This window comes from Pseudomonas sp. 3B-A001-10F (assembly GCF_056313565.1).
Genome location: NZ_JBQYFW010000002.1, coordinates 175,090 through 187,922, shown reverse-complemented (window position 1 = coordinate 187,922; position 12,833 = coordinate 175,090). Strand labels below are relative to the sequence as shown.

10 protein-coding genes are annotated in these 12,833 nt (G+C 60.0%); 5 read left to right on the top strand and 5 right to left on the bottom strand.

Annotation, left to right across the window (positions count from 1 at the left end; genetic code table 11):
• Window positions 1-33 precede the first annotated feature (33 nt).
• The 5 genes from AC0ZWN_RS03205 to AC0ZWN_RS03185 all read right to left on the bottom strand — a co-directional run bounded on the left by AC0ZWN_RS03205 (window position 34) and on the right by AC0ZWN_RS03185 (window position 4,902).
• The gene (locus AC0ZWN_RS03205) at window positions 34-960 is read right to left on the bottom strand and encodes a GGDEF domain-containing protein (RefSeq protein ID WP_476334030.1); all 927 of its coding nucleotides are present in this window, start codon (window positions 958-960) and stop codon (window positions 34-36) included.
• A gap of 363 nt (window positions 961-1,323) precedes the next feature.
• Window positions 1,324-2,064: a YciK family oxidoreductase gene (locus AC0ZWN_RS03200; RefSeq protein WP_025113079.1), complete on the bottom strand. Its 741-nt coding sequence runs from the start codon at window positions 2,062-2,064 to the stop codon at window positions 1,324-1,326.
• 72 nt (window positions 2,065-2,136) lie between these two features.
• Window positions 2,137-2,808: an N-acetylmuramic acid 6-phosphate phosphatase MupP gene (mupP, locus tag AC0ZWN_RS03195; protein ID WP_476334029.1), complete on the bottom strand. Its 672-nt coding sequence runs from the start codon at window positions 2,806-2,808 to the stop codon at window positions 2,137-2,139.
• Between the two features lie 4 nt (window positions 2,809-2,812).
• Entirely contained in the window at window positions 2,813-3,511 is a 699-nt protein-coding gene (gene ubiG, locus AC0ZWN_RS03190; RefSeq protein WP_093435309.1) for a bifunctional 2-polyprenyl-6-hydroxyphenol methylase/3-demethylubiquinol 3-O-methyltransferase UbiG, read from the bottom strand.
• A gap of 56 nt (window positions 3,512-3,567) precedes the next feature.
• The gene (locus tag AC0ZWN_RS03185; protein WP_476334028.1) at window positions 3,568-4,902 is read right to left on the bottom strand and encodes a TRZ/ATZ family hydrolase; all 1,335 of its coding nucleotides are present in this window, start codon (window positions 4,900-4,902) and stop codon (window positions 3,568-3,570) included.
• Between the two features lie 108 nt (window positions 4,903-5,010).
• Between AC0ZWN_RS03185 and mtnA the strand changes: the two genes are divergently transcribed.
• The 5 genes from mtnA to hisC all read left to right on the top strand — a co-directional run bounded on the left by mtnA (window position 5,011) and on the right by hisC (window position 12,819).
• Window positions 5,011-6,087, top strand: coding sequence for an S-methyl-5-thioribose-1-phosphate isomerase (mtnA, locus tag AC0ZWN_RS03180; RefSeq protein WP_093435305.1), 1,077 nt, complete (start codon window positions 5,011-5,013; stop codon window positions 6,085-6,087).
• Window positions 6,088-6,510: 423 nt separating this feature from the next.
• Window positions 6,511-9,285 (top strand): DNA gyrase subunit A, encoded by a 2,775-nt coding sequence (gyrA, locus tag AC0ZWN_RS03175; protein WP_093435302.1) that lies wholly within the window; start codon window positions 6,511-6,513, stop codon window positions 9,283-9,285.
• A gap of 229 nt (window positions 9,286-9,514) precedes the next feature.
• Entirely contained in the window at window positions 9,515-10,600 is a 1,086-nt protein-coding gene (serC, locus tag AC0ZWN_RS03170) for a 3-phosphoserine/phosphohydroxythreonine transaminase (RefSeq protein ID WP_093435299.1), read from the top strand.
• Window positions 10,600-11,694 carry a prephenate dehydratase gene (gene pheA, locus AC0ZWN_RS03165; protein ID WP_016770924.1) on the top strand — a complete coding sequence of 365 codons (1,095 nt, stop codon included), beginning with the start codon at window positions 10,600-10,602 and terminating at the stop codon, window positions 11,692-11,694. Before serC ends, pheA begins: the two co-directional genes overlap by 1 nt.
• A gap of 12 nt (window positions 11,695-11,706) precedes the next feature.
• Window positions 11,707-12,819, top strand: coding sequence for a histidinol-phosphate transaminase (gene hisC / locus AC0ZWN_RS03160; RefSeq protein WP_476334027.1), 1,113 nt, complete (start codon window positions 11,707-11,709; stop codon window positions 12,817-12,819).
• The last annotated feature ends 14 nt before the right edge of the window (window positions 12,820-12,833 follow it).

The window sequence follows — 12,833 nt, the reverse complement described above, 5'->3', positions numbered from 1 at the left end:
CGCTCCCACACTGTTTTGTGTTGGTTGAATAGCTTAGCCCGCCATCGCCAGGCGGTTGCGACCTTCACGCTTGGCCACATACAACGCACTGTCGGCGCGCCGCAGCAAGCTGTCAGCCGATTCGCCCGGCAACAACGTCGAACATCCCAGGCTCACCGTCAATTCAATCAACTGCCCATCGGCATAGTATTCGGCCGCCTGCGTCGCATAACGAAGGCGTTCGCCGACCATTGCCGCCGCATCCCGGCTGGTGTTGGACAGCAGCACCAGAAACTCTTCGCCACCGTAACGGAACACCATGTCGACGTTGCGCAGTTGAGCCTTGATTGTCGCCGCGATGGCTTTAAGCACGTCATCGCCGGCGCTGTGGCCATGGCTGTCGTTGACCCGTTTGAAGTGGTCGATATCGAGCATCAGCAGCGATAACGGTTGCTGATGTCGGCGAGACATATCGATCTCCCGCTGCAGGGTTTGCTCCATGGCGATGCGGTTACCGGCGCCGGTAAGCGGATCGCGCAGGGCACTCTGAGTCGCCTCGCGATAAAGCAGCGCGTTGCGCATCGGGTACAGCAAGGATGAGAGTAACGACTCCAGCTGACCTTGTTCCGTGTCGTTGAAGCGCTGATTGCGACGGAACACCAGTTCGCCCATGTGCTCGCCTTCGTGGCTCAGGGTATAGCTGATCGAGTGGTGGCCGCGGGCACCGAACTCCAGACGCAGGTCACTGCCCTGATGCACGTAGCTAAGCGCGTCCAGGGGCACGAGACGCTGAACTTCGCGGAAAAACAGACCGAGGATGCGTTGCGGCTCGAGGCTGGTTTGCAGTTGCAGGCTCATTTGCTGGCGCAATTGCGCAAGACTGGCCGGTCGCTCCAGAAGGGGAGGCAGCTGACCAAAGCCCAGGCGTTGCAATTTGGCACTGTCAAAGTCAATTGCATTGGTCTGGGAGGGTGATTTCATATGGCGTGAGCCCCTAAAGCAGTAAGTCTGTCTTACAGGCTGGGTGAGAGCGGCTATGGGCTGCGCGTCATACTGATCCATCAGTCCCGTAGGACATTTGGCGTAAGTTTAGTCTGCCTGAAGACGATTAGTCAGCTATCGAAATCGGCCTTGCCCCACTGCCTTCACACGGCATGCTTTGAGGATATTTAGAGCGAAAGTCGTGCCATTCGGTTCGGTTTTATTTAAACCGTTTGGAATCAACAAGTTGGCTGAGCAAGGGGGAGGGGTGCGGTGGAAAATTGACTGAAATATGACAGTCGCCAGCGGCAAATGCATGCCGCGACAGGAATCTGCCACGGCAACAAAAGCGACGTATGGCAGTTATTGCGCGTTGAACGCCTGGCCATTGATGCCCGTGCTGTCCGGGCCCATCAGGTACAGGTAGACCGGCATGATCTCCTCGGGCGTCGGATTGTTCAGCGGGTTTTCCCCCGGATAGGCTTGTGCGCGCATGCTGGTGCGCGTGCCGCCCGGGTTGATGCTGTTGGAGCGTACCGGTGCTACGCCGTCGACTTCATCGGCCAGGGTTTGCATCAAGCCTTCGGTGGCGAATTTCGACACGCCATAAGCGCCCCAGTACGCACGGCCCTTGCGCCCGACGCTGCTGGAGGTGAACACCACCGAGGCATCCTGCGACAGTTTGAGCAGCGGCAGCAGGGTGCTGGTCAGCATGAACATGGCGTTAACGTTGACTTGCATCACGCGCATGAAGTTTTCACCGGACAACTGTTCGATCGGCGTGCGCGGGCCGATGATCGAAGCGTTGTGTAGCAGGCCGTCGAGGTGGCCGAACTCGGTTTCGATCATCGCGGCCAGCTCATCGTACTGATGGGGCAGGGCGGTTTCCAGATTGAACGGAATCACGGCGGGTTGCGGATGCCCGGCAGCTTCGATCTCGTCATACACCTGCGTCAGGTTCGCTTCGGTCTTGCCCAGCAGCAGTACCGTAGCGCCATGGGCGGCATAGGTTTTTGCGGCTGCCGCGCCGATCCCGCGACCGGCACCGGTGACCAGAATGACCCGATCCTTGAGCAATTCGGGGCGAGCGGAGTAATCAAACATAAAAACCTCATCAAGTCAGATCGTTCCCACGCTCTGCGTGGGAATGCAGCCAATGACGCTCTGCGTCAGGTCTCAGCAACTGCAAAGCGCGCTATCGAGCACCTTGCGCAGCTCCGACGGATGATCCACCACCACGTCCGCCCCCCAATGCCGCGGGTTGTCGTCCGGGTGGATGTAGCCGAACGTCACCGCTGCCGTTTTCGTACCGGCATCGCGCCCCGATTCGATATCACGCAGATCATCGCCGACAAACAGCACCGTCGCCGGATCCAGATCAAGCATCTTGCACGCGAGGATCAATGGCTCCGGATCCGGCTTGCTGTTCTTCACGTGATCCGGGCAGATCAGCAAGGCCGAACGCTCAGCCAATCCCAGTTGCTGCATGATCGGCTCGGCAAAGCGCAGTGGTTTGTTGGTGACCACGCCCCAGATCAGCTTGGCCTTTTCGATATCGGCCAGCAGTTCACCCATGCCGTCAAACAGTTTGCTGTGCACGGCGCAGCCAACCAGATAGCGCTCAAGGAACTCCAGACGCAGTTCTTCGAAGCCCGGCGATTCCGGGTCTATCGAAAACGTCACCGCGACCATGGCTTTGGCGCCACCGGAAATCTCGTCGCGGATGTGCTTGTCGTTGATCGGCGGCAAGCCGCGATCTGCACGCATGGCCTGGCAGATGGCGATGAAGTCCGGCGCCGTGTCGAGCAGGGTGCCGTCCATGTCGAAAAGAACTGCTCTGATCGCCATCGGCTTACTCCTCGCGCAGGGTCTGGATCATGTAGTTGACGTCAACGTCGCTGGCCAGTTTGTAGTGCTTGGTCAGCGGGTTGTAGGTCAGGCCGATGATGTCTTTGACGGTCAGGCCGGCCATGCGGCTCCAGGCACCCAGCTCGGACGGGCGGATGAATTTTTTGAAATCGTGGGTGCCGCGCGGCAGCAGCTTCATGATGTATTCAGCGCCGATGATGGCGAACAGGTAGGCCTTCGGGTTGCGGTTGATGGTCGAGAAGAACACCTGACCGCCCGGCTTGACCATGCGGAAGCAGGCGCGGATCACTGACGACGGATCCGGCACGTGCTCGAGCATTTCCAGGCACGTGACCACGTCAAACTGCTCCGGCATTTCTTCGGCCAGGGCTTCGGCGGTGATCTGGCGGTACTCAACGCTGACGCCGGATTCCAGCTGATGCAGTTGCGCGACCGCCAGCGGCGCTTCGCCCATGTCGATGCCCATTACCGTGGCACCGCGTTGCGCCATGGCTTCGCTGAGGATGCCGCCGCCGCAACCGACGTCGAGGACTTTCTTGCCGGCCAGATTGACCCGCTCGTCAATCCAGTTGACCCGCAGCGGGTTGATGTCGTGCAGTGGTTTGAACTCGCTTTCGCGGTCCCACCAGCGATGGGCCAAGGCTTCGAATTTGGCGATTTCGGCGTGGTCGACGTTGCTCATGTTAAATCCTCTAAAACTTTAAAAGTGCTGTAGCCCTGGCGTTTGCGCCAAGGTGTTTACGATTCGGAGTGGCCGCTGATGCGCTGGCCCCAGGTCCGGGCGGTGGCGCCCAGTTGCTCTTCGTCCATGCGCGTCAGGCGGCGGTCGTCCAGCAGTTGCTTGCCGGCGACCCACAGGTGTTTCACGCAATCGCGACCGGTGGCATATATAAGCTGCGAGACCGGGTCATATACCGGTTGCTGCGCTAGGCCGGACAGGTCGAAAGCGACTATGTCGGCAACTTTGCCAATTTCCAGCGAGCCGACTTGCGCCTCGATCCCCAGTGCGCGCGCGCCATTCAGCGTGGCCATGCGCAGCGCTCGATGGGCGTCCAGCGCAGTGGCCGAGCCGGCGACGGCTTTGGCCAGGAGTGCAGCGGTACGGGTTTCGCCGAGCAGATCGAGATCGTTATTGCTGGCGGCGCCATCGGTGCCAACGGCCACGTTGACGCCAGCCTGCCACAAACGCTCGACCGGGCAGAAGCCGCTGGCGAGTTTCAGGTTCGATTCCGGGCAGTGGATCACGCTGGTATTGCTTTCTACCAGCAACGCCAGGTCGTCATCGCTGATCTGGGTCATGTGCACGGCCTGGAAGCGCGGGCCGAGCAGGCCGAGACGGCCGAGGCGCGCGAGCGGACGTTCACCGCGCTGCTCCAGCGCTTGCTGAACTTCGAAAGCGGTTTCGTGCACGTGCATATGGATCGAGGCGTCCAGCTCCTCGGCAATCACACGGATTTTCTCGAGGTTTTCGTCACCGACGGTGTACGGTGCATGGGGGCCGAAGGTGATCTTGATCCGTTCATGGTGCTTGAGATCGCCGAACAACTCGACGCCCTGACGAATGGCTTCATCGGCGCTGCTGGCGCCCGGAATCGGGAAATCAAGGATTGGAATGGCGATCTGCGCGCGAATACCGCTGTTGTGCACGCGCTCGCTGGCGACTTTCGGGTAGAAATACATGTCCGAGAAACAGGTGATGCCGCCCTTGATCTGCTCGGCGATAGCCAAATCAGTCCCATCGCGAACGAAATCTTCATCGACCCACTTGGCCTCGGCCGGCCAGATGTGATCTTCCAGCCAGGTCATCAGCGGCAAATCATCGGCCAGGCCACGAAACAGCGTCATCGCCGCATGACCGTGCGCGTTGATCAGGCCGGGGGCGAGCAGCACATCCGGCAATTCCCGGGTTTCTGTGGCGTTACACTTCAATGCTTCGGCGCGCGGGCCGATAAACACGATGCGACCGTCGCGGATGCCCAGGCCGTGCTCCTTGAGCACAACGCCTGCAGGTTCGACGGGTACCAGCCAGGTCGGCAGCAATAATAAGTCGAGCGCAATGGCAGGTTTCGGCATCGAGGGGCGGTTCCAGTGCTTTTGTAAAGGATGGCGAAGTATACCCGAGCGTCTTCGCGGGGGGATCGCTATAATCGGCGGCTTTTGTTCATGAGTACGGGGTGAGGGATGCGCGATCGACTGTTGGCTGCGGAGAAAGTAAAGGCCATCGATTGGCGAGATGGCGCGCTCCACCTGCTGGATCAGCGTATTTTGCCGTTCGAGGAAACCTGGATTGCCTACACCAGCGCCGCCGGCGTGGCCGAGGCGATTCGTTCGATGGTGGTGCGCGGTGCGCCGGCCATCGGCATCAGCGCAGCCTATGGCATTGTGCTGGCGGCCCGTGCCCGTCTGACCGAAGGTGGCGACTGGGCTGCGGCGCTGGAAGAAGATTTCGCCTTGCTGGCCGATTCTCGTCCGACCGCGGTCAATCTGTTCTGGGCGTTGGGCCGGATGCACGATCGACTGGATCGTCTGAAAGGCAACGCCGACCCGTTGGCGGCGCTGGAAGCCGAAGCCATTGCCATTCATGAAAGCGACCGCGAAGCCAACCTGACCATGGCCCAGCTCGGCGTTGACCTGATCCGCAAGCACCAGGGCAATGCGCAGGCGATTCTGACTCACTGCAACACCGGTGCGCTGGCTACCGGCGGGTTCGGTACGGCGCTGGGGGTGATTCGCGCGGCTTATCTGGAAGGCATGGTCGAGCGCGTTTACGCCGATGAAACCCGTCCGTGGCTGCAGGGTTCGCGCCTGACCGCTTGGGAGCTGGCCAACGAAGGCATTCCGGTCACCCTGAATGCCGACTCCGCCGCTGCGCACATCATGAAAACCAAAGGCGTGACCTGGGTGATCGTCGGTGCGGACCGCATCACCGCCAACGGTGACGTGGCCAACAAGATCGGCACCTACCAACTGGCGGTCAACGCCATGCACCACGGCGTGCGTTTCATGGTGGTGGCGCCAAGTTCGACCATCGACATGAATCTGGCCAGCGGTGACGACATCCCGATCGAGGAGCGTGATGGCGCCGAGTTGCTCGAAGTGGGTGGCAAGCGCGTCGGCGCGGACGTTGAAGCGTTCAACCCGGTATTTGACGTGACGCCGGCCGACCTGATCGACGCGATCGTCACCGAAAAAGGCATCGTCGAGCGCCCGGATACCGCGAAAATGGCCCAGTTGATGTGCCGCAAGCGCCTGCACTGATTGGCTTGATGTCTGCGTTGTCTTCTTCGCGAGCAGGCTCGCTCCCACAGGTTTTGTGATCACCACAGAACAATGTGGGAGCGAGCCTGCTCGCGAAGGGGCCCTAAATGTCAATAAACATCGCTAAACCAAGCCCCAATTCTGCATTCAAAGAAGCTCTGAGCCTCTCTCGTCCCCGTTAAGCCTGTCACCGGTCAACTAACTATGCTCCATGCGCATCAGGGGGATAGGTGCGTGGCGGCTCTTGTGATAACATCCGGCGTTTTCCGAGGCAGCTCCACGGAGCTGTCTTTACTGCGCAAATCCGCGATCCAATGTTGATTTGTCGTAAGTCGGTGCATGGCACTCGGTCTGCCCCGACGAGCTTCGTTGGTCCCATATGGATATGACGAAGTTTCACCAGAAAAAGGAATCAGGCTTCTCATGGGCGAACTGGCCAAAGAAATCCTCCCGGTCAATATCGAAGACGAGCTGAAACAGTCCTACCTCGACTACGCGATGAGCGTGATCGTCGGCCGTGCACTGCCGGATGCGCGCGATGGCCTCAAGCCCGTGCACCGTCGCGTACTGTTCGCGATGAGCGAGCTGGGCAACGACTTCAACAAGCCGTACAAGAAATCTGCCCGTGTTGTCGGCGACGTGATCGGTAAGTATCACCCGCACGGTGATACCGCGGTGTACGACACCATCGTTCGTATGGCCCAGCCTTTCTCCCTGCGCTACCTGCTGGTAGACGGTCAGGGCAACTTCGGTTCGGTCGACGGCGACAACGCTGCGGCCATGCGATACACCGAAGTGCGCATGACCAAGCTGGCGCATGAGCTGCTGGCTGACCTGCACAAAGAAACCGTGGACTGGGTGCCGAACTACGACGGCACCGAAATGATCCCGGCGGTCATGCCGACCCGTATCCCCAACCTGCTGGTCAACGGCTCCAGCGGTATTGCCGTGGGCATGGCGACCAACATTCCGCCGCACAACCTCGGTGAAGTCATCGATGGTTGCCTGGCGCTCATCGACAATCCTGAGCTGACCGTCGATGAACTGATGCAATACATTCCCGGTCCGGACTTCCCGACCGCCGCGATCATCAACGGTCGCGCCGGCATCATCGAAGCCTACCGTACCGGTCGTGGCCGTATTTACATGCGCGCCCGCTCGATCATCGAAGACATCGACAAGGTCGGTGGCCGTCAGCAGATCGTCATCACCGAACTCCCTTACCAGTTGAACAAGGCGCGTCTGATCGAGAAGATCGCCGAGCTGGTCAAAGAGAAGAAGCTCGAAGGCATCACCGAACTGCGCGACGAGTCCGACAAGGACGGTATGCGCGTCGTGATCGAACTGCGTCGCGGCGAAGTGCCTGAGGTGATCCTCAACAACCTCTACGCCCAGACCCAGCTGCAATCGGTATTCGGCATCAACATCGTTGCGCTGATCGACGGCCGTCCACGCATCCTGAACCTCAAGGATCTGCTGGAAGCCTTCGTCCGTCACCGTCGCGAAGTGGTCACTCGCCGTACCGTGTTCGAACTGCGCAAGGCGCGCGAGCGTGGTCACATCCTCGAAGGCCAGGCCGTTGCCCTGTCGAACATCGACCCGGTCATCGCACTGATCAAAGCCTCGCCGACGCCGTCGGAAGCCAAAGAAGCGCTGGTCAGCACGCCGTGGGAATCCTCGGCAGTGGTGGCGATGGTTGAACGTGCTGGCGCCGATTCGTGCCGTCCGGAAAACCTCGATCCGCAATACGGTCTGCGCGAAGGCAAGTACTTCCTGTCGCCAGAACAGGCGCAAGCCATTCTGGAACTGCGTCTGCACCGTCTGACCGGTCTGGAACACGAAAAACTGCTGGCCGAGTATCAAGAGATTCTCAACCAGATCGGCGAGCTGATCCGCATCCTCAACAGCGCCGTGCGCCTGATGGAAGTGATCCGCGAAGAGCTGGAAGTGATCCGTGCCGAATACGGCGACCAGCGTCGCACCGAGATTCTCGATGCCCGTCTCGACCTGACCCTGGGTGACATGATCCCGGAAGAAGAGCGCGTCGTGACCATCTCCCACGGTGGCTACGCCAAGACCCAGCCTCTGGCTGCGTACCAGGCTCAGCGTCGTGGCGGTAAAGGCAAGTCGGCGACCGGCGTCAAGGATGAGGACTACATCGCTCACCTGCTGGTTGCCAACAGCCACACCACGCTGCTGCTGTTCTCCAGCAAGGGCAAGGTGTACTGGCTCAAGACCTACGAGATTCCGGAAGCGTCCCGCGCTGCCCGTGGTCGTCCGCTGGTCAACCTTCTGCCATTGAGCGAAGGTGAATACATCACCACTATGCTGCCGGTCGATCTCGAAGCCATGAAGCGTCAGGCCGATGAAGAAGAAGCCGAAGGCGCCGAGGCTGATGTAGAAGAAATCGAAAACAGCAACGAGACCGATGAAGAACGTCGTGCTCGCATCAAGGCTGCCGACCGCAAGAAAGCCCCGTTCATCTTCATGTCGACCGCCAACGGTACCGTGAAGAAGACCCCGCTGGTGGCCTTCAGCCGTCAGCGCAGCGTCGGTCTGATCGCGCTGGAACTGGACGAAGGCGACATCCTGATCTCCGCCGCCATTACCGATGGCGAGCAGGAAATCATGCTGTTCTCCGACGGCGGCAAAGTGACTCGCTTCAAGGAGTCCGAAGTTCGCGCCATGGGCCGTACCGCCCGCGGTGTGCGTGGTATGCGTCTGCCGGAAGGGCAGAAGCTGATCTCCATGCTGATTCCGGAAGAAGGCAGCGAGATTCTCACTGCTTCCGAGCGCGGCTACGGCAAGCGTACGGCGATCACCGAGTTCCCTGAATACAAGCGTGGCGGTCAGGGCGTTATCGCCATGGTCAGCAACGAGCGTAACGGCCGTCTGGTCGGCGCGGTTCAGGTGCAGGACGGTGAAGAAATCATGCTGATCTCCGATCAGGGCACTCTGGTGCGTACCCGTGTCGACGAAGTGTCGAGCCTGGGCCGTAACACTCAGGGCGTGACGCTGATCAAGCTGGCCAAGGATGAAACCCTGGTCGGGCTGGAGCGGGTTCAGGAACCTTCGGAAGTTGAAGGTGAAGAGCTTGAGGGTGAAGAGGGCGAGGAATTCGAAGGCAATGTCGTGATCGACGATGCTGCCGAAGACCAGCAACTCGACGCCGCAGCAGACGAAGAACCGCAAGAATAAGCGGACAAACGAGGGGGCGGATGAGAATTCGCCCCCTTGTTATTTGTCCCGTTTGAAAATTTGCGACACTGCGCAGGATCGTTCCCACGCTCTGCGTGGGAATGCCGCTCGGGACGCTCCGCGTCCCATGACGCAGAGCGTCATCGGATGCATTCCCACGCAGAGCGTGGGAACGATCATCCGCAGACCAATAGATTTAAGTGACCACCAAATCAGAGCGAGATTGGATGTGAGCAAGCGAGCCTATAACTTCTGCGCCGGTCCTGCGGCGCTTCCTGAAGCTGTCCTGCAACGTGCCCAGGGTGAACTCCTTGATTGGCACGGCAAGGGTCTGTCGGTCATGGAAATGAGCCATCGCAGTGATGAGTTCGTGTCCATCGCCACCCAGGCCGAGCAGGATCTGCGTGACCTGCTGAATATCCCGTCGAACTACAAAGTGCTGTTTCTGCAAGGTGGCGCCAGCCAGCAATTCGCGCAGATTCCACTGAACCTGTTGCCGGAAAACGGCTCGGCCGACTATATCGACACCGGTATCTGGTCACAGAAAGCCATCGAAGAAGCCTCGCGCTACGGCCACGTCAACGTTGCCGCCACCGCCAAGCCTTACGACTATTTCGCCATTCCGGGCCAGAACGAGTGGAAACTGTCGAAAGACGCCGCTTACGTTCACTACGCGCCGAACGAAACCATCGGCGGTCTGGAATTCCAGTGGATCCCCGAAACCGGTGACGTGCCGTTGGTAGCGGACATGTCTTCGGACATCCTCTCGCGTCCGGTTGATATTTCGCGTTTCGGCATGATCTACGCCGGCGCACAGAAAAACATCGGCCCGAGCGGCATCGTCGTCAACATCATCCGCGAAGACCTGCTCGGCAAGGCGCGTTCGCTGTGCCCGACGATGCTCGACTACAAGGTCGCAGCAGATAACGGCTCGATGTACAACACCCCGCCGACACTGGCCTGGTACCTGTCTGGTCTGGTGTTCCAGTGGCTGAAAGAGCAGGGCGGCGTTGAAGCCATCGCCAAACTGAATGACGTCAAGCAGCGCACGCTGTATGACTTCATCGACGCCAGCGGCCTCTACAGCAACCCGATCAACAAGTCGGACCGCTCGTGGATGAACGTGCCGTTCCGTCTGGCCGATGATCGTCTGGACAAGCCGTTCCTGGTCGGTGCCGAAGAGCGCGGCTTGCTCAATCTGAAGGGCCACCGCTCCGTGGGCGGCATGCGCGCCTCCATCTACAACGCCGTCGACATCACCGCCGTTAACGCGCTGGTGGCGTACATGGCTGAATTCGAGAAGGAACACGGCTGATGTCCGAGCAAGAACTCAAGGCACTGCGCGTTCGTATTGACGCTCTGGACACCAAAGTCCTTGAGCTGATCAGTGAGCGTGCGCGTTGCGCCCAGGAAGTCGCGCGAGTAAAGATGGCCTCGCTGGCCGAAGGCGAAGTGCCGGTGTTCTATCGTCCTGAGCGCGAAGCTCAGGTGCTCAAGCGCGTGATGGAGCGCAATCAGGGGCCGCTGGGCAACGAAGAGATGGCGCGGCTTTTCCGCGAAATCATGTCCTCGTGCCTGGCGCTGGAGCAGCCGCTGAAAGTGGCTTACCTCGGTCCTGAAGGCACCTTTACCCAAGCGGCAGCCATGAAGCACTTCGGTCATGCGGTGATCAGCAAGCCGATGGCGGCGATCGACGAAGTGTTCCGTGAAGTGGCGGCCGGTGCGGTGAATTTTGGCGTGGTGCCGGTGGAAAACTCCACCGAAGGCGCGGTCAACCACACGCTGGACAGCTTCCTCGAGCACGACATGGTTATCTGTGGCGAAGTCGAGCTGCGCATTCACCATCACCTGTTGGTTGGTGAAAACACCAAGACCGACAGTATCAGCCGTATCTATTCCCACGCGCAGTCGCTGGCCCAGTGCCGCAAGTGGCTGGACGCGCATTACCCGAATGTCGAGCGCGTTGCGGTATCGAGCAACGCCGAAGCGGCCAAGCGGGTCAAGGGTGAGTGGAACTCAGCGGCGATTGCCGGCGACATGGCGGCCGGTCTGTATGGCTTGACCCGTCTGGCCGAGAAGATCGAAGACCGTCCGGACAACTCGACGCGCTTCCTGATGATCGGTAATCAGGAAGTGCCGCCGACCGGTGACGACAAGACCTCGATCATCGTTTCGATGAGCAACAAGCCGGGTGCGCTCCACGAGCTGCTGGTGCCGTTCCATGACAACGGGATCGACCTGACCCGGATCGAAACCCGTCCGTCGCGCAGTGGCAAATGGACCTACGTGTTCTTCATCGACTTCGTCGGCCACCACCGTGATCCGTTGATCAAAGGTGTGCTGGAAAAGATCAGTCAGGAAGCAGTAGCACTCAAAGTGCTGGGTTCCTACCCGAAAGCAGTTCTCTAAGGGCGGTAGCAAATGAGTGGCAATTTCCTCGCTCTGGCACAGCCGGGCGTGCAACAACTTTCGCCGTACGTTCCGGGCAAGCCTGTGGACGAACTGGCGCGCGAGCTGGACCTGGATCCGGCCAAAATCGTCAAACTGGCGAGCAACGAAAACCCGCTGGGTGCCAGCCCGAAAGCCTTGGCGGCCATCCGCGAAGAGTTGGCCGAGCTGACTCGTTATCCGGACGGCAACGGTTTTGCGCTGAAATCCCTGCTGGCCGAGCAATGCCGTGTCGAGCTGAGCCAGGTCACTCTGGGCAACGGTTCCAACGACATTCTTGAGCTGGTCGCGCGTGCCTATCTGGCGCCGGGCCTGAATGCCGTGTTCAGTGAGCACGCGTTTGCGGTGTATCCGATTGCTACTCAGGCGGTCGGTGCTCAGGCCAAAGTGGTGCCGGCCAAGGATTGGGGGCATGACCTGCCTGCGATGCTCGCGGCCATCGATGCCAATACCCGCGTGGTGTTCATCGCCAATCCGAACAATCCGACCGGCACCTGGTTCGGCGCAGAAGCGCTGGACGAGTTCCTGCAGGATGTTCCGGAGCATGTACTGGTGGTGCTGGATGAGGCTTACATCGAGTACGCCGAAGGCAGCGATCTGCCGGACGGTCTGGATTTCCTCGCGGCTTACCCCAATCTGCTGGTTTCGCGCACCTTCTCCAAGGCTTATGGTCTGGCGGCACTGCGCGTCGGCTACGGTCTATCGACCCCGGTGGTGGCGGACGTGCTGAACCGTGTTCGCCAGCCATTCAACGTCAACAGCCTCGCTTTGGCGGCAGCCTGTGAGGCGTTGAAGGATGAGGAATATCTGGCGCAAAGCCGCCAGCTCAACGAGGCGGGTATGCAGCAGCTGCAAGCCGGTTTCCGTGAGTTGGGCCTGAGCTGGATCGAATCCAAAGGCAACTTCATCTGCGTCGATCTCGGCCAGGTCGCGGCTCCAATATTTCAGGGCTTGCTGCGCGAAGGCGTGATCGTGCGTCCGGTGGCCAACTACGGCATGCCGAACCACCTGCGGGTGACCATTGGTCTGCCGGCGGAAAACAGCCGCTTCCTCGAAGCGCTGCGCAAGGTTCTGGCTCGTGGGTGATGTCACTGCACTGC